The organism is Methylosinus sporium (assembly GCF_003113265.1).
GTDB lineage: Bacteria > Pseudomonadota > Alphaproteobacteria > Rhizobiales > Beijerinckiaceae > Methylosinus > Methylosinus sporium.
Window position 1 is genome coordinate 39,503 of the sequence record NZ_PUIV01000025.1, and the last position, 16,502, is coordinate 56,004.

General features: G+C 66.1%; 15 protein-coding genes. 8 read left to right on the forward strand and 7 right to left on the reverse strand.

Annotated elements, in window-relative coordinates:
* Position 1 precedes the first annotated feature (1 nt).
* Positions 2–976 carry a lipoyl synthase gene (lipA, locus tag C5689_RS14165; RefSeq protein WP_108917920.1) on the forward strand — a complete coding sequence of 325 codons (975 nt, stop codon included), beginning with the start codon at positions 2–4 and terminating at the stop codon, positions 974–976.
* Here the strand turns inward: lipA and C5689_RS14170 are convergent.
* Positions 903–1,421 carry a DUF488 domain-containing protein gene (locus tag C5689_RS14170; protein ID WP_244594709.1) on the reverse strand — a complete coding sequence of 173 codons (519 nt, stop codon included), beginning with the start codon at positions 1,419–1,421 and terminating at the stop codon, positions 903–905. The two genes, lipA and C5689_RS14170, sit on opposite strands and share 74 nt — an antisense overlap.
* Between C5689_RS14170 and C5689_RS14175 the strand changes: the two genes are divergently transcribed.
* Entirely contained in the window at positions 1,420–1,890 is a 471-nt protein-coding gene (locus C5689_RS14175) for a type II toxin-antitoxin system RatA family toxin (RefSeq protein ID WP_018265360.1), read from the forward strand. The genes C5689_RS14170 and C5689_RS14175 overlap by 2 nt on opposite strands.
* On the opposite strand, the gene C5689_RS14180 is transcribed toward C5689_RS14175, so the two are convergent.
* The 3 genes from C5689_RS14180 to C5689_RS14190 all read right to left on the reverse strand — a co-directional run bounded on the left by C5689_RS14180 (position 1,875) and on the right by C5689_RS14190 (position 3,670).
* On the reverse strand, positions 1,875–2,375 hold the full coding sequence (locus tag C5689_RS14180) for a CinA family protein (RefSeq protein ID WP_108917930.1): 501 nt from the start codon (positions 2,373–2,375) through the stop codon (positions 1,875–1,877). The two genes, C5689_RS14175 and C5689_RS14180, sit on opposite strands and share 16 nt — an antisense overlap.
* Positions 2,376–2,528: 153 nt before the next feature.
* Entirely contained in the window at positions 2,529–3,017 is a 489-nt protein-coding gene (locus C5689_RS14185) for a cupin domain-containing protein (protein WP_158271812.1), read from the reverse strand.
* A gap of 236 nt (positions 3,018–3,253) precedes the next feature.
* A complete protein-coding gene (locus tag C5689_RS14190; protein ID WP_108917922.1) occupies positions 3,254–3,670 on the reverse strand; it encodes a 4-oxalocrotonate tautomerase in 417 nt (138 codons plus the stop codon).
* A 125-nt stretch (positions 3,671–3,795) separates the two neighbouring features.
* Between C5689_RS14190 and C5689_RS14195 the strand changes: the two genes are divergently transcribed.
* Positions 3,796–4,668, forward strand: a complete 873-nt coding sequence (locus C5689_RS14195; RefSeq protein WP_108917923.1) for a LysR substrate-binding domain-containing protein — start codon at positions 3,796–3,798, stop codon at positions 4,666–4,668.
* 9 nt (positions 4,669–4,677) lie between these two features.
* On the opposite strand, the gene C5689_RS14200 is transcribed toward C5689_RS14195, so the two are convergent.
* Together C5689_RS14200 and C5689_RS14205 are read right to left on the reverse strand one after the other, a co-directional pair.
* Positions 4,678–6,483: a methyl-accepting chemotaxis protein gene (locus tag C5689_RS14200; protein WP_244594710.1), complete on the reverse strand. Its 1,806-nt coding sequence runs from the start codon at positions 6,481–6,483 to the stop codon at positions 4,678–4,680.
* A 151-nt stretch (positions 6,484–6,634) separates the two neighbouring features.
* On the reverse strand, positions 6,635–7,534 hold the full coding sequence (locus tag C5689_RS14205; protein ID WP_108917925.1) for a hydrogen peroxide-inducible genes activator: 900 nt from the start codon (positions 7,532–7,534) through the stop codon (positions 6,635–6,637).
* 189 nt (positions 7,535–7,723) lie between these two features.
* Between C5689_RS14205 and katG the strand changes: the two genes are divergently transcribed.
* Positions 7,724–9,901, forward strand: coding sequence for a catalase/peroxidase HPI (gene katG / locus C5689_RS14210; protein WP_162301197.1), 2,178 nt, complete (start codon positions 7,724–7,726; stop codon positions 9,899–9,901).
* A 54-nt stretch (positions 9,902–9,955) separates the two neighbouring features.
* On the opposite strand, the gene C5689_RS14215 is transcribed toward katG, so the two are convergent.
* Positions 9,956–11,161 carry a bifunctional 2-C-methyl-D-erythritol 4-phosphate cytidylyltransferase/2-C-methyl-D-erythritol 2,4-cyclodiphosphate synthase gene (locus tag C5689_RS14215; protein WP_108917926.1) on the reverse strand — a complete coding sequence of 402 codons (1,206 nt, stop codon included), beginning with the start codon at positions 11,159–11,161 and terminating at the stop codon, positions 9,956–9,958.
* Positions 11,162–11,307: 146 nt separating this feature from the next.
* Here C5689_RS14215 and dusB point away from each other — a divergent pair, with 146 nt between their 5' ends.
* The 4 genes from dusB to C5689_RS14235 form a co-directional block, all read left to right on the forward strand.
* Positions 11,308–12,312: a tRNA dihydrouridine synthase DusB gene (gene dusB / locus C5689_RS14220; RefSeq protein ID WP_108917932.1), complete on the forward strand. Its 1,005-nt coding sequence runs from the start codon at positions 11,308–11,310 to the stop codon at positions 12,310–12,312.
* 63 nt (positions 12,313–12,375) lie between these two features.
* Positions 12,376–13,614 carry a two-component system sensor histidine kinase NtrB gene (locus tag C5689_RS14225; protein WP_174800247.1) on the forward strand — a complete coding sequence of 413 codons (1,239 nt, stop codon included), beginning with the start codon at positions 12,376–12,378 and terminating at the stop codon, positions 13,612–13,614.
* 25 nt (positions 13,615–13,639) lie between these two features.
* Complete coding sequence (gene ntrC / locus C5689_RS14230) at positions 13,640–15,118, forward strand: nitrogen regulation protein NR(I) (protein ID WP_108917927.1); 1,479 nt, start codon at positions 13,640–13,642, stop codon at positions 15,116–15,118.
* Between the two features lie 88 nt (positions 15,119–15,206).
* On the forward strand, positions 15,207–16,502 hold a 1,296-nt coding region (locus C5689_RS14235), incomplete at its 3' end, for a HAMP domain-containing protein (RefSeq protein WP_244594711.1).

Below are 16,502 nucleotides of genomic sequence, written 5' to 3' on the forward strand. Positions count from 1 at the left end.
CATGACCGTCCTGCTCGATCTTCTCAACGACGACCCGCGCAAGCGTGAAGCGGCCGCCGTCCGCCACCCCGAAAAAGCGCATCGGCCGGACACGCCGCTGGCGCGCAAGCCGGAGTGGATCAGAGTCAAGGCGCCGGGCTCGGCGGCTTGGCGCGAGACCGGGGCGATCCTGCGCGGCGGCGGACTCTCCACCGTCTGCCAGGAGGCCTCCTGCCCGAATATCGGCGAGTGCTGGGAGAAAAAGCACGCGACCTTCCTCGTCATGGGGTCGGTCTGCACGCGCGCCTGCGCTTTCTGTAATGTCGCGACCGGCCTGCCGTCGGCGCTCGATTCCACCGAGCCGGAGCGGGTGGCGGAGGCCACAGCCAAGCTCGGCCTCTCCCATGTCGTGATCACCTCGGTCGACCGCGACGATCTCGAGGACGGCGGGGCAGACCATATCGCGCAGACGATCCGCGCCATACGCGCCGCCTGTTCGACGACGACGATCGAGGTGCTGACCCCGGATTTTCTCCGCAAAGAGGGCGCGCTCGAGAAGGTCGTCGCCGCGCGGCCGGACGTGTTCAACCATAATCTCGAGACTGTGCCGTCGCTCTATGTGACGGTGCGGCCGGGCGCCCGCTATTTCCATTCGCTGCGGCTGCTGCAGCGGGTCAAGGAGCTCGATCCCGCCATCTTCACCAAATCCGGCCTGATGGTCGGGCTCGGCGAGGCGCGAAACGAGATTCTCCAGGTGATGGACGATCTGCGCGTCGCCAATGTGGATTTCCTCACCATCGGCCAATATCTGCAGCCGACCCGCAAGCATCACGAGGTCGTCCGCTTCGTGACGCCGCAGGAATTCGAGGCGCTTTCAACCATCGCCTACGCCAAGGGCTTCTCCATGGTCTCCGCCTCGCCGCTCACCCGCTCCTCGCACCATGCGGGCGCGGATTTCGAGCGGCTGCGGGAGAAGAGGCTCGGCGCGTCTCGATAATCTCCTTCAGCGCGGCGGCGTTGTTCATCTCCGGCGCGCGGGAGGCGAAGAGCAGCGTCACGACGCGGCCGCGGCCGAGCGCGCGCAGACGTTTCAGCTCCTGCGGGCAAGTCTCGCGCAGCTCGCGGGCGTAGCGGGTCTTGAACTCCCGCCAGCGTTGCGGCGAATGGGCGTACCATCGGCGCAGAGCGTCGCTCGGCGCGACGAGGCGATCCCATTCGTCGAGCGCGGCCTTCGTTTTGGAGAGTCCGCGCGGCCACAGGCGGTCGACGAGGATGCGCTTACCGTCCTCGGCGCTCGCCGGCTCATAGGCGCGCTTGATCTTGAACATGATTTTCCCCCGGCCGAGCCGCTGGGGACGCAGATAGGGCGAAGAGCGGCGCGGTCTCACGCTCGAAATCGCCGTTTTCGCGCCTTCCGCAATAGTGGTAATAGCTTCGCCCATGAAGAGCTTCCGCAACCGCCGCCGCGTGAACTTCCGCGCCGACGACATGTTCGCCCTGGTCAAGGATGTCGAATCCTACCCCAAATTCGTGCCGCTCTGCGAGGCGCTGCGCGTGCGCCGCCGCAGCACGACGGAGGAGGGGGTGGAGGTCATTCTCGCGGAGATGCAGGTGGGCTTCAAAGCGGTCTGCGAGCGCTTCACCAGCCGCGTGACCTGCGATCCCAACAAGCGCGAGATACTCGTCGAATATGTCGATGGCCCGTTCAAAAAGCTCGAAAATCGCTGGACCTTCGCCGACGAGCCGGCCGGGCCGGATGGCGGCGCGCGCTCGGTCGTCGATTTCTATATCAATTACGAGTTCCGCAGCCGCACGCTCGGGCTGGTGATGGGGGCGATGTTCGACTCCGCCTTCCACAAATATTCGGACGCTTTCGTCAAGCGCGCCGGCGAGGTCTATGGCCGGCGCTGAGCCGCCGCGATCATCAGCTCCAGTGCTTGGGCGACCGAGCCTTCCCTTATCGCCTCGCGCGTTTCCGGGCCGAAGCGGCGCTCGATATGCTCCATTCCAAAGCCTTTACGAAGGCAGGCGAAATGGACGAGGCCCACGGGCTTCTCCGCGCTGCCGCCGCCCGGGCCGGCTATGCCGGTGATAGAGACGACGATATCGGCGAAGGAGCGCTCCACGGCGCCGCTCGCCATGGCCCGCGCCGTCTCGGCGCTGACGGCGCCGTGGCGCTCGAGAATTTCGTGCGGGACGCCGAGCATCTCCTCTTTGGCGGCGTTGGAATAGGTCACGAAGCCGCAGTCGAAGGCGTCCGAGGAGCCGGCGATATCGGTGATCGCCCCGGCGACGAGCCCGCCGGTGCAGGATTCGGCCGTCGCGAGGCGCAGGCTCTGCGTGCGGCAGAGGTCGAGCAGATGTCGGGCGAGGCGAAGGAGATCAGGGGAGGGCATGAAGGCGATCGTGTCTCGAGCGGCTTGGAAGGCGACCATATTCCCGCCCGCCGCGCCTTCAAAGCGTCGCCGTTCGGCGGGGGCGGCAGTAGACGGTCCGCCAGCTCGATTCTGCGCAACAGACGCGCATTCCCAGCGCCCATGGTACCGCCGTCACGGGATGATGAGATAGGGCTGCCCCTTCTCGACCATATAGACGATAAGATATTTGAGCGGCGAGGTGCGATCAGGGTTGCGGAAGATCGTATGCTGGGTTTCGGCCCTGTCCTGGTAACTCTCGCCGGCGGTAAAGCGCTGAAGCTCTTCGCCCAGGTACTGAGACTCGGCCACGCCTTCCAAGATGTAGTTGTGTGCGATAGAAGGGTGATGGTGCGTCGGGAGACCTACGCCCGCCGGATAGGTGGTCAGAACCATCCGGAACTCTTCCCCGGCGGAATTGATATGATTCTGAAGCGTCGTACGGATGACGCCGTCCGGCGAAACGGCGGTATTGTCCGCCGTGTTTATTCGGGCCAGCAGCGGGACATCGGAAAAAGCGAAGGCGGCGCTGGCCATGGCGCCGAGAAACAGGCGTCTTTTGATGTCCGCCTCGATCTTCGGCGCCGCCATTTCTGCGGCGTGCGAGAGCTTGGATTGCGGCATTTGGGGTTTCCGTTGTTGCGCGTGAATTGCGACCGCCGGCTCTCGATGTCGGCGGGCGGTCGAACGCCCCCGGCGCCCCGAAAGCATGTCGAAATCGATACGCCGTTGCTCGCGTGCGTCATGGGGGCCGCCCGTCCGTCGCCGGCGTTTTGGCCGGGACGGACGGAACTATCTCGGTCGCGAATGCGATGGCGGCGAGTGTTGCTTGCCGATGTGCGAATGCGGTCGCCGCAGCGTCAACCTTCGGCGATGGAGGCGCCGAGCTCCGCGTTGGTCATCGCGGCGCCGTTCAGCGTCCAGGCGCCGTCGACGGCATGTACGGCGTTTGCCCAGATGCGGTTCATGGGCAGACGGCCCCCGGACAGATCATGGACAATCTGGGTTGCTTCGGCGAAAAACGCTTTCTGGACTTCGCGATCGGCCAGCGCGAATGAGGGGAGCTTCCACTCGATCCAGGCTCCTTCCACCGGCTCGCCTCCTGCGAAGGTCAGCCCCCGCGGCACGATATGAACATGAGCTGTCACGTTCGGCGTCAACGCCTTGTTGCCGGCGAGGCCCTGGGTTTTGAGGAAGGCATGGGTGATCTGCGCGATCGCCGTCTTTTCGGCGCCCAGGGGCAGGACGCCTTCTGTGAGGGTGAGTGTCAGCGGCATGGAAACTCCTTCGCGTGAGCTCGCGGCATGAGGCTCGTGAGCGGGTGGCGGAGTTGTGCCGTGCTGACAGGGGCAAAAAAAGCGCGTAATTCTGCAGGCTATCCTCGAGGAAAGCTGTGGTTTCGATGCGCAATCTCGAAACGGCGTGGCTTCGCACGCTGGTGGCCGTGGCCGACTGCGGCAGCTTCGCCAAGGCCGCACAGGCGGTCAACCGCTCCGAATCCGCAGTCAGCCTGCATGTCGGCAACCTCGAAAGGGAAACGGGCGCCAGTCTCTTCCGCCGGGAGGGGCGCCGCATGGTCCTCACCGATGAGGGGCTGACCCTGCTCGATTACGCCCGGAAGGCTCTCGAGCTCCATGACGGCGTGCTGAAGCAATTCGCCCGGAGCCCGCACGACGCCACGGTCCGGATCGGCCTGCCGCGAGACTTCGCCGATACTTGGCTCCCCGCGGTTCTCGCCAGCCTCGCCCAGAAGCATCCTCGCATTCACCTGCAGACGATCGCGGCCCGTTCGCCCGATCTGGTGCGCAGCCTCGGCAGGCGGGAAATCGACATCGCCATGATCTACGGAGAAACACAGGAAGCGCCGTGTCTCTGGTCCGGATCGCTGTCGATGGTCTGGATCGGAGCGCAGGATCTGAGCTTGAGCCGCTTCCATCCGCTGCCTCTAGCCGTTTTCGATCCGCCTTGCGCCTTCCGTGGCGCCGCGATGGACGCGCTCGAGCGGGCTGGAATGCCGTGGACCGTGGCGTTCGCCAGCCCCACGCTCGCGAGCCTCTGGGGCGCAGTAGGCTCCGGGATCGGCGTGACGGTTCGCACGCCGCTGGGCATTCCTCCTCGACTTAGAATCATGGGACGAGAAGATGGACTGCCTGGCCTGCCGAGCGTCGAGCTCGGCCTCTATGCTGCGGTGGATATTGCCGCTTCGCCCGCGGCTTCGGCCGTGGCCGACATCATGACGGGGGTGGTCGGCCAAAGTCTTCGCGCCGCGATTTGAGTGGCCGCCTCACGCTGCGCACGCGTCCCGCGTCGCCGCCACCCGCAAGCGGGCGACCAGATCGATCAATTCGCGCGTGCGCGCCGTGAGATCGGCGCTGGCGCCCGATGAACGCGTCGCGATCGCGGCGTTCTCGCGCGTCGCCCGATCGATCTCGCCGATCGCGAGGCAGACGCCGCCGAGGCTCGCGGCCTGCTCCTTCGCCGCAGCGGCGACCTCCGCCACCAGAGCGTCGGAAGCCGCGGTCAGCTCGGCGACTTCCGTCAAGGCGCGGCTCGTCTCGTTCACGAGGCCGACGCCGCGCTTCACTTGCGCCTGAGCGGTGGAGACGAGCTGGCCGATCTCCTTCGCCGCCTGCAAGGAGCGCTGTGCGAGCGAGCGCACTTCCGAGGCGACCACGGCGAAGCCGCGGCCGGCCTCGCCGCTGCGCGCCGCCTCGACGCCGGCGTTGAGCGCGAGAAGATTGGTTTGAAAAGCGATCTCGTCGATGATGTCGACGATTTGGCCGATCTGCCGGGACGATGTCTCTATCGCGCTCATCGCGCCGATCGACTCGCGCAGGACGTCGCCGCCGCGCCGCGCGCTGCCGCTGGCGCGCAGCACGAGATCGCGAACCTCGGCGGTCGTTTCGGCGGTGTGGCCGATCGCGACCGTCGAGCGGTCGAGATCGGCGGTCGCTTTCTCGAGATCGACGGCTTGCCTTTCGCTGCGATCGGCGAGGCGGCCGGCGACCTCGGCGGCCTCCGCGGTCCCGTCGAGAACCGAGCGCGAATTGGCCGCCACCGCCGCTATGGCGCGGCGCAGCTTTTCCACCGCTATGTTGAAATTCTGGCGCAGCGCCTCGTATTCGGCGGCGAAAGCCTCGTCGATCCGATAGGTCAGCTCGCCATGGGAGAGATTTTCCAGCCCGCGGGCGAGAGCGGCGACGACCGCGGCCTGGCTCTCCGCCGCGCGGCGACGCTCCGCCTCCGCCATTTCCCGCAGCTCGGCCGCCGCTCGGCGCTGCGCCTCGGCCTCCTGCTCTAGCCGGCGCTTGTCCCGCGCCGCGGCCTCGAAGGCGAGCAGCGCCCGCGCCATGTCGCCGATCTCGTCCCGCCGCTCGACATGAGGCACGGTCGCGTCGAAATCTCCGTCGGCGGCGCGCTTCATGGCGCGCGCGATCGTCGCCAGCGGGCGGCGGATCTGCGTCGCGACGATCCATATGGCGGCGATGAGAGCGATGCTCGTCACCGCGGCGGGCACGGCGAGCGTCAGCGCCTCGTCGCGGCCGCGAACGCTTTCGCGCGCGCGGCGCTCGGCGGCGAGACCGTCGAGGGTTCCGCGCACGAAGGCTTCCATCTCCGCGACCATTTTCTCGCGATTGGCGATGGTCGCCTCGTCATTGGCCTGCAGAAGCGCCGCCTTGGGAGAAATGGAGAGGCCGAGCTCCACAGTGTCGTTCTGATAGGAGACGAATTCCTGCACGGCGAGCGCGATGCGCGTCTTGCGCTCGTTCGGGATGCGGCCGCCGGCCCGAGCGAGCAGCGCCTCGCTCGCCGCGCGCACATCGTCGAGCGTTCGCCGCAGCGTTCCGAGTTTTCCTTCGATCTCGGCCTTGCTGTCGGATGCGAAGACGGAGTTGGCGACGATCGCCGAATGCTGGACGGATTGCGCGAGCCCGCGCGCCTGCAGGGCGAATGCGTAGCTCGCCTCGAGCGCATCCATCCGGCCGGCGTCGTGGCGCGATTGCCAGAAGGCGAAAAGGGAGAGGCCGAGGGCGAGAGCGCCGAGCAGCGCGATGACCGCGCCGAGCTTGCCTGCGATGCTCGATTTCATTTTCATTGGACGCCGCGCGCGAGCGTTTCCAGCCGCCGGCTCGGCGTTGGAAACGCGTTGAGACAATGCCGAGAGTGACGGCATCATCCGCTGCGCAAGTTTCGAAAAAGCTAAGATGAATTCGTTCAAGCCATTATTTTGAATGACATTTTTATGACATCTCCCGCTCGGGATGGTTTTGTCGCGACGCCGCGATCGTTCGGCCGAGGGCGCGAAACTCGTCGCCGCGGCGCGAAGATTTGCGCCAGACGAGTCCGATGGTCCGGCGCGGTTCCGGCGACTCGATGCGAAGCACGCGGATGGAGCCGCGCGCCGTCTCGATCGGCAGGCTCATTTCGGGCAGCAACGTGCAACCCATGCCCGCCGAAACCATTTGGACCAGCGTCGTCAGATTGGTCATGCCGAAAGTGTCGATGTTCAGCACATTGCGGCTCTCGCAAAAGCTGAGCGCCTGATCGCGCAGGCAATGGCCGTCCTCGAGCAGCAGTAGTCTTTGCGCCTTCAGCATCTCCGCGCTGACGGAGCCGGTTTCCTCCGGCGGTCCGCTCGGAGGAGCGACGAGATAGAAGCGATCCTCGAAGAGCGGCATGGATTCGAGCTCGGGATCGACGGGCGTCGCCAGCATGACGAGGTCCAGAAGTCCGTCGTCCAGCTCGGCCAGCAATGTGGCCGTCTGCGCCTCGCGAATATGCAGAGGTCGAAGAGCGGCCGCGCCGCCGCCGAACGCATCGAACAAGGTCGGCAGAATATAGGGCGCGACGGTCGGGATGATGCCGAGGCGGAGCGGACAGAAATTCTGATCCGCCATCGTCTCCAGCTCCGAAATATCGGCGAGGATTCGGCGCGCGACCTTGGCGATCTCCGCGCCCGCGGCGGTCACTATGACCAGCTTGCCCCGCCGCTCGACCAATTGCGCGCCGAGCTCGGCCTCCAGCTCCTTGATCTGCATGGAGAGCGCCGGCTGCGTCACGGCGCAGAGATCGGCCGCTTTGCCGAAATGCTCGGTGCGGGCGAGGGCCTCGAAATAGCGGAGTTGCTTGGTCGTGATCATCAGTTTTCCTGATCGATAACGAAAAATTTCGAATTTTACCTAATCGATTTCGCGTCCTATAGCAAGCTCAGCGGGGGCGCGACGAGGAGGAAAGCAATGTCGATTGCAATGGAAAAGATGATGGCGAGCGCCGAAAAGTCACGCTCGCGCGCGGGCTTGCTGCGATTTCTGCGGACGACGGCCGCGGCGATGGCGATCGTCGTCGGCGCGACGCTGGCCGCCTCGGCCGAGGGCGCGCCGCATTCCAATCAATTCTGGGGGCCGGACCAGCTCGATCTCTCGCCCTTGCGCCGCAACGCCGCGGAGTCGAACCCGCTCGGCAAGGATTTCGACTATGCGAAGGCGTTCCAGACGCTCGATCTCGCCGCGGTCAAGAAGGATATCGCCGCCGTCCTGACCACCTCGCAGGATTGGTGGCCGGCCGACTATGGCAATTACGGCCCATTCTTCATCCGCATGGCCTGGCACGGCGCCGGAACCTATCGCATCCATGACGGCCGCGGCGGCGCGAGCAGGGCGCAGCAGCGCTTCGAGCCGCTCAACAGCTGGCCGGACAACGCCAATCTCGACAAGGCGCGTCGGCTGCTGTGGCCGGTGAAGAAGAAATACGGCCAGAAGCTCTCCTGGGGCGATCTCATGGTGCTGACCGGCAATGTCGCCATGGAGAAAATGGGCTTTGCGACCTTCGGCTTCGGCGGCGGACGCAGCGATGATTGGGAGCCCGATCTCGTCTATTGGGGCGCGCCCAAATTCATGGGCAATAATCGCGACAAGAGCGGCGCGCTGGAGAAGCCCTTGGGCGCGGTCCAAATGGGCCTGATTTATGTCAATCCCGAGGGGCCCAATGGCGTGCCGGACCCGCTCGCCGCGGCGAAGGACATAAGAGAAGCCTTCGGCCGCATGGCGATGAACGACGAGGAGACTGTCGCGCTGATCGCCGGCGGCCACACTTTTGGCAAGGCGCATGGCGCCAAATCGCCGGCCAAATGCGTCGGCCCGGCGCCGGCGGGAGAGAAGATCGAGGCGCAAGGCCTCGGCTGGGCCAATCGCTGCGGCTCCGGCAAGGGCGCGGATACGATCACCAGCGGGCTGGAAGGCGCCTGGTCGGTCGATCCGGTCTCCTTCACCACGCAATATTTGGACAATCTCTTCGGCCATGAGTGGGTCAAGACCAAGAGCCCGGCCGGCGCGACGCAGTGGAAGCCCAAGGATGCCGAGGACATCGTCCCCGATGCGCATGTGCCCGGCAAGGCGCATCCTCTGATGATGTTCACCACCGATCTGGCGCTGAAATTCGACCCCGAATACGCCAAGATCGCCAAGCGCTTCCATGATGATCCGAATGCGTTCAAGCTGGCTTTCGCCAAGGCTTGGTTCAAGCTGACGCACAGGGATATGGGGCCGCGCTCGCGCTATCTCGGCGCGTTGGTTCCGAAGGAAGAGCTGATCTGGCAGGATCCCGTTCCCGCGATCGACTACAGGCCGATCGAGGCGGCGGATATCGCTGGATTGAAGTCGAAAATCCTCGCTTCGGGCCTCACCGACGCCGAGTTGATCCGCACGGCTTGGGCCTCGGCGGCCTCGTTCCGCGGCACGGATAAGCGCGGCGGCGCCAATGGCGCGCGCATTCGCCTCGCCCCGGAAAAGGATTGGGCGGTCAACGACCCCGCCGAGCTGGCGAAGGTCGTGAAGGCGCTGGAGGAGGTGAAGGCCGGCTTCGACAAGGGCCGTGTCGACGGCAAGCGCGTATCGATCGCCGATCTCATCGTGCTCGGCGGCTCCGCCGCGATCGAGGACGGCGCCAAAAAAGCCGGCGTCACGATCGAGGTTCCGGTCTCGACAGGGCGCGCGGACGCGACGCAGGCGCAGACCGATGTCGAATCCTTCGCGGTTCTCGAGCCGACGGCCGACGGCTTCCGCAACTACTTCGCCAAAGGCGGCGAGAAATCGCCGACCGAGGCGCTGGTCGATCGCGCGAGCATGTTGGACCTCACCGTCCCCGAGACCACCGTTCTCGTCGGCGGAATGCGGGTCCTCGGCGCGAATGAGGGGAATTCGCGGCTCGGCGTCTTCACCGCGCGGCCGGGCGTGCTGAGCAACGATTTTTTCGTCAATCTGCTCGACATGTCCACGCAATGGAAAAAGTCGGCCGAGACCGAAGGCGTCTATGAAGGCCGCGACCGCAAGAGCGGCGCGCTCAAATGGACGGGGAGCGCCGTCGATCTGATCTTCGGCTCCAATTCCGAGCTGAGGGCGGTGGCGGAAGTCTACGCCTCGGACGATGCGAAAGAGAAGTTCGTGCGCGACTTCGTCGCCGCATGGGTCAAGGTGATGAATTTGGACCGTTTCGACGCGCGCAAGTCCTAATAGAAGCGCCGGCCGGACTCTGACCCTTCGGAGAGTCCGGCCGGCGAAATTCGTTCACGCGGCGGACATTGGCAGCCGCACCGTCGCCAGCGCCAGCGCCGCCATGCCTTCCTGACGGCCGGTGAAGCCGAGGCGCTCGGAGGTCGTGGCCTTCACGGCCACGCGGCCGATGTCGACCTCCATGATTTTCGCGAGGCTCTCGCGAATGGCGTCACGATGCGGGCCGATCTTCGGCGCCTCGCAGACGATGGTCGCGTCGACATGGGAGATGATCCCGCCGCGCTCGCGCACGCGCTTCGCCGCAAAGGCGAGGAAGATGGAGGAGGGCGCGCCCCTCCATTGCTGGTCCGAGGGCGGGAAATGCTTGCCGATGTCGCCATCGGCCAGGGCGCCGAGCAGAGCGTCGGTGATGGCGTGGGCGAGCACATCGGCGTCGGAATGGCCGGCGAGGCCGTGGCTGTGCGGCACGGCGACGCCGCCGAGCCAGACCTTGTCGCCCTCGCCGAAAGCGTGGACGTCATAGCCCTGGCCGGTGCGAATGTCGGAGAGGTCGCCCAGCAGAGCGTTTTGCGCGCGCAAGAAATCCTCCGGCGTGGTGAGCTTGAAATTGGCGGCGTCGCCCGGGAACACATGGACCTTGTGGCCGGCGGCCTCGGCGACCATGCCGTCATCGGTGAGCTCGGCGCAGCCGCTCGCGACCTTGCGATGCGCGGCGAGGATCAGCGGAAAGGCGAAAGACTGCGGCGTCTGCACGAAGCGCAGGCTCGCACGGTCGGGAGTGGCGATCACGACGCTCTCGGCGTCGATCTGCTTCACCGTATCGGCGAGCGGCAGGCCCGGCACGGCCGCGCCATGGACGCGCGCCGCCTCTATGGACCTGGCGACGAGAGCCCGGTCGGCGAAGGGCCGCGCGGCGTCCTGGATCAGCACGATCTCCGGGGCGGGAGAGAGTGTCGCCAGCGCCTCGAGCCCATTGCGCACGCTCTGCTGGCGCGTCGCGCCGCCGATCGCCGGCTCCAGTAGATGCGCGCGCGCACCGTCCGAGAGCTCGGCGACGCTGCCGCGATAGAGCTCCGCATCGTCGGCATGGATGGCGACGATCAGCCGCGCCTGCGGCGCCGCCCGATGCATCGCTTCGAGCGTGCGCGCCAGAAGAGACTTGCCGAGAAGCGAACGATATTGTTTCGGAAGGCCGTCGCCCGCCCGCACGCCGCGGCCGCCGGCGACGGTGAGGATCGCAATGGTCGAGGATGAGCTCATGGGGGCACCTCTCCCGCTTTTTCGGCCTCGCGTCAATTTTCACTATTCTCGGGGATGTACGCATTGCGTACGTATGACCATCTGCATATAGTGTAGGCACGATGACAACTGATGAATTTATAGGCGAGACCATAGGAGCCACGCCTTTGCGCATCGGTTCGCTTCATCTAGAAGGGCGCGCCTTTCTGGCGCCTATGGCCGGCGTGACCGATCTCGCCATGCGGCGGATCGCATTGCGTTTCGGCGCCTCCGCGGCGGTCGGCGAAATGGTCGGGGCGAGCGCGCTGGCGCGTGGCGACGTCGAGGCCCGCCAGCGCCTGGACGGTTCCGGCATAGACGCCCATATCGTGCAGATCGCGGCGCGCGATCCGGCGGGCGTCGCCGAGACGGCGCGGCAGGCCGAGGCCGCGGGAGCGAGGCTGATCGACATCAACATGGGCTGTCCCTGCAAACGCGTGACCGGCGGCCTCGCCGGCGCGGCGCTGATGCGCGAGCCGGCGCTCGCCGCCGAACTGGTCCGCGCCGCCGTGGAGGCGGTCTCGGTTCCGGTGAGCGTCAAAATGCGGCTCGGCTGGGATGAGTCCTCCCGCAACGCCGCCGAGCTGGCGCGGCTGGTCGAGGCCGAGGGCGCCGTCATGGTGACGGTGCATGGCCGCACCCGCGCGCAATTCTACGAGGGCAAAGCGGATTGGCGGGCGATCGCCGCGGTCAAGTCCGCCGTGAAAATTCCGGTCGTCGCCAATGGCGATTGCGCCTCGCCGCAGGACGCCGCCGCAATGCTCGCGGCCTCCGGCGCCGATGCGGTGATGGTGGGCCGCGCGGCGCAGGGGCGGCCCTGGCTCGTCGGCGACATCGCGCATTTTCTGGCGACCGGCCACCGCCGCGCCGAGCCCTCCGCCATGGCGCGGCTGGAGGCCGCGCTCGAGCATTTGGACGGTCTGCTGATCGCCATGGGGGCGAATATGGGCCTGCGCCACGCGCGCAAACACCTCTCCGCCTATGCCGAGCAGGCGGAGGGGGAGGCGGAGGAGCGCGCACGTCTCAGACGGGCGCTGGTCGCCGCCGACTCGGCGGCGGAAGCGCGCGGACTTCTTCGCCGCTTGTTCTCGCTCGAGCCGGCGCATGGGGAGCCGGCTTCGGCCTATTGTTGACGCGTTCAAGTCCGATAGAGGATCGGCGCGCGCCGCGCCGGAAAACGAGTTCGAGGTATCGAGATGTCCGCCGAATCCAACCCGCACCGGCGCAAGAGCGCGCTCGCCACGCCCGTCGGTGCGAGGCTGCGCGTCATCGCCGACGATAATCGCGCCTGCATTCTCGAAGCATTGCCCAATGTGATCCTGGCGATCCGGCCGGACGGCGTCATCGTCGACGCCAACGCCGCGGCGGAATCCTTTTTCGAGATCGGCAAGCCGATCCTCATCGGCCAGGAGCTGAGCCGTCTCGTGCCCTTCGGCTCGCCCATTCTGGCGCTGATCGAGCAGGTGCGCGAGCGTGGCTCGGCGATCAATGAATATCGCATCGACCTCGGCCGCCCCGGGGCGGAGGGCGAGCGGCGCGTCGATGTGCACTGCGCGCCGCTGCCGGACAGCGAAGGCGGCGTTCTGGTCGTGCTGCAGGAGCGCACAATTGCCGATAAAATAGACAGGCAGCTGACCCATAGGGGGGCGGCGCGCACGGTTTCTGGGCTCGCAGCGATGCTCGCCCATGAGATCAAGAACCCGCTGTCGGGCATTCGCGGCGCCGCGCAATTGCTGGAAAGCTCGGTCGGAGACGCCGATCGGGCGCTGACTCGGCTGATCTGCGAGGAGACCGACCGCATCGTCCGCCTCGTCGACCGCATGGAAGTATTTTCCGACTCGCGGCCGCTGGAGCGCGAGAAGGTCAATATTCATGTGGTGCTGGACCATGTGAAGCGCGTCGCCCGCAGCGGCTTCGCCCGCCACATTCGCTTCATCGAAAATTACGACCCCTCGCTGCCGCCGGTCGCCGCCAATCGCGATCAGCTGGTGCAGGTCTTCCTCAATCTGGTCAAGAACGCCGCCGAGGCGATCGGCGACTCCATCGACGGCGAGATCGAACTCTCCACGGCCTTCCGGCCGGGGGTCAGCCTGCGCACCGCCGGCGACAAGCGCCCGGTGGGGCTGCCGCTGGAATTCTGTGTGCGCGACAATGGCCGCGGCGTGCCCGAGGACATAGCCGCGCATTTGTTCGATCCCTTCGTCACCACGAAGACTTCCGGAACTGGCCTCGGACTTGCACTGGTGGCCAAGATCGTCAATGACCACGGCGGCATCGTCGAATGCGAATCTCACCCGAGGCGTACCACTTTCCGTATTTTGATGCCGATGTATCGCAACAAGGACGAGGAGAAGCGAGCAGACGAGCGACGAGCCAGACGACACCATTCCGCCGCCGAGGAAACAGAGCCTGCGCCGACAGAGCGCCGCTCGTGAGCACGATCTGCTGGAGAGAATTCCGATGACCCACGGCGAGATTCTGGTCGCCGACGACGACGCCGCGATCAGGACTGTGGTGGCGCAAGCGCTGTCGCGCGCCGGCTATGAGGTGCGCACCACCGGAACCGCCGCGACCTTATGGCGCTGGGTGCAATCGGGCGAGGGCGATCTCGTCGTCACCGATGTGGTGATGCCGGACGAGAACGCTTTCGAGCTGCTGCCGCGCATCAAGAAATTGCGCCCCGACCTGCCCATCATCGTGATGAGCGCGCAGAACACTTTCATGACCGCGATCCGCGCCTCCGAGCGCGGGGCCTATGACTATCTGCCCAAGCCCTTCGATCTGAAGGAGCTGGTCGGCATCGTCGGCCGCGCCATGGCCGAGCCGCGCAAGAAGAACGAGATCGACGGTCCCGACGATATGGAGGGAATGCCCCTCGTCGGCCGCTCGCAGGCGATGCAGGAGATTTATCGCTCGCTGGCGCGTCTGATGCAGACCGATCTGACCGTGATGATCAATGGCGAGTCCGGCACCGGCAAGGAGCTGGTCGCCCGCGCGCTGCACGATTATGGCAAGCGCAAGAAAGGCCCCTTCGTCGCCATCAATATGGCGGCCATACCGCGCGATCTCATCGAGAGCGAGCTGTTCGGCCATGAGAAGGGCTCCTTCACCGGCGCCAATCAGCGCTCTATCGGCCGTTTCGAGCAGGCCGAAGGCGGCACGCTGTTCCTGGACGAGATCGGCGATATGCCGATGGAGGCGCAGACGCGGCTGTTGCGCGTGCTGCAGCAGGGCGAATATACGACCGTCGGCGGCCGCACGCCGATCAAGACCAATGTCCGCATCATCGCCGCGACCAATAAGGATCTGCGCGCGCTGATCCAGCAAGGCCTCTTCCGCGAGGACCTCTATTTCCGCCTCAACGTCGTGCCGCTGCGCCTGCCGCCTTTGCGCGAGCGCTCGGAGGATATCGCCGACCTCGTGCATCACTTCTTCAAAGTGGCGGCGAGCGAGGGCCTGCCACAGAAATACATCGAGCAGGCGGCGCTCGACCGCATGAAGCGCTATCGCTGGCCGGGCAATATTCGCGAGCTGGAGAATCTCATTCGTCGCCTCGCGGCCCTGCATCCGCAGGAGGTCATCACCGAGGCGGTGGTCGAGCTCGAGCTCGAGCACGAGATGCGTCAAGCGTCGCCCGGCGATCGGCTGCAATCGGCGACGGCGAGTTTGGCGGATACGGCCTCCGACAAGGAGGTGGCGCTCTCGACCACGGTCGAGCAATATCTCGCCAAGCTGTTTCGTGACCATGGCGAGCGGCTGCCGCCGCCCGGCCTCTATCATCGCGTCATCCGCGAGATAGAAGTGCCGCTGATCTCCGCCGCTCTCGCGGCGACGCGGGGCAATCAGATCAAAGCGGCGGAGCTTCTGGGCCTCAACCGCAACACGCTGCGCAAGAAGGTCAACGACCTCGACATCCGCCTGATGCGCTCGCCGCGGTAGGGGAGCGCGGCCACTTTCTCCCGTAAAAGGAGAAGGAAGCGCGCGAGATTGCCTCTACCGGCGCCACGACCTATACAGGCGCATGTCCATGGCGGGAGAGATTCCGGCGCCAGCGCCGCCGGCCGCGCCCAGGAAGCGGTCCTGGCGCCTTTGGTTCGGGCCGATCGCGGTGGTCGCCGCCGTCGCCTGCGCGCTCGCCACTTTTTTCGTCATGGCCGAGCTCGCGCCGGTCGCGCCGACCAGCGACGTCGTCTATCCGCTGTTCTTCGCCGACGCCGTCGCGCTGGTTCTTCTGGTCGCCTTGGTGCTCGTCAAGGCGGGCACGCTCATCGGCTCCTGGCGGCGCGGCGCCGCGGCGGCCGGGCTGCATATTCGCATTCTCGCTTTCTTTTCCGCCTTGGCGCTGACGCCGGCGATCATCCTCGCCATTGTCGGCTCGGTGACGCTGGAGCGGGCGCTCAATCCGCAATTCCTCGCCATGGTGAAGACCTCCGTCCACAGCACGGCGGAGGCCGCGCGCGTGTTCCGCGAGACGCAATGCCGCTCGCTGCTGCAGGAGGCGCAGCTCTCGGCCTCGGACCTCGATCGCGCGCGCGCCATGTTCAACGCCGATCGCGGCCTGTTCCACGAATTCTTCGTCTCGCGGGCGCGCTTCCTCGGCTTTTCGGTGGCGGCGATCGTCAAGACCGACGGGCAGATATTGGAGCGCGTCGATGTGACGGCCGACGGCTCGGCCATCGTCATCGCGCCGCCGGCCGCCGATTTCGAGGATGCGCGCAAGGGCGAGCCGCTCTGCCTCGTCATAGACGACGGGCGCACCTTCGTCGCGCTGCGGCCGCTGTCGACTTTCCCGGACACATTCCTCTATGTGACGCGTCCGGTCGATCCTTTCGGCGTGCAATTTCCCGAGCAGGCGGCGAATCTCATCGCCACCTATGACAGTTTCGAGGCCTATCGCGGCGCGGTGAAGAAGGCCTTCACCGTGATGTATGCGCTGCTCGCCACCATAATGCTGCTGTCGGCCGTATGGGTCGGGCTCGATTTCGTCGATCGGCTGGTGGCGCCGATCCGCGCCCTCATCGCCGCCACCGATCAGGTTTCGGCCGGCAATCTCGACGTGCGCGTCGATGTCGAGCGTTCGCATGGCGATCTCGCGCGGCTCGGCGCCGTGTTCAACAATATGACCAGCGAGATCGAGCAGCAGCAGAGCCGGCTGCTCGCCGCCAATCGCCAAAACGAGGAGCGCCGCCTCTTCACCGAGGCGGTGCTCTCCGGCGTGCCGGCCGCCGTGATCGGCGTCGACGCCGAGGGGCGAATCAATGTGCTCAACCGTTCGGCCGAGGAGCTTCTCGTCGGCCGAACGGTTGAGCACATTGATTCGCCC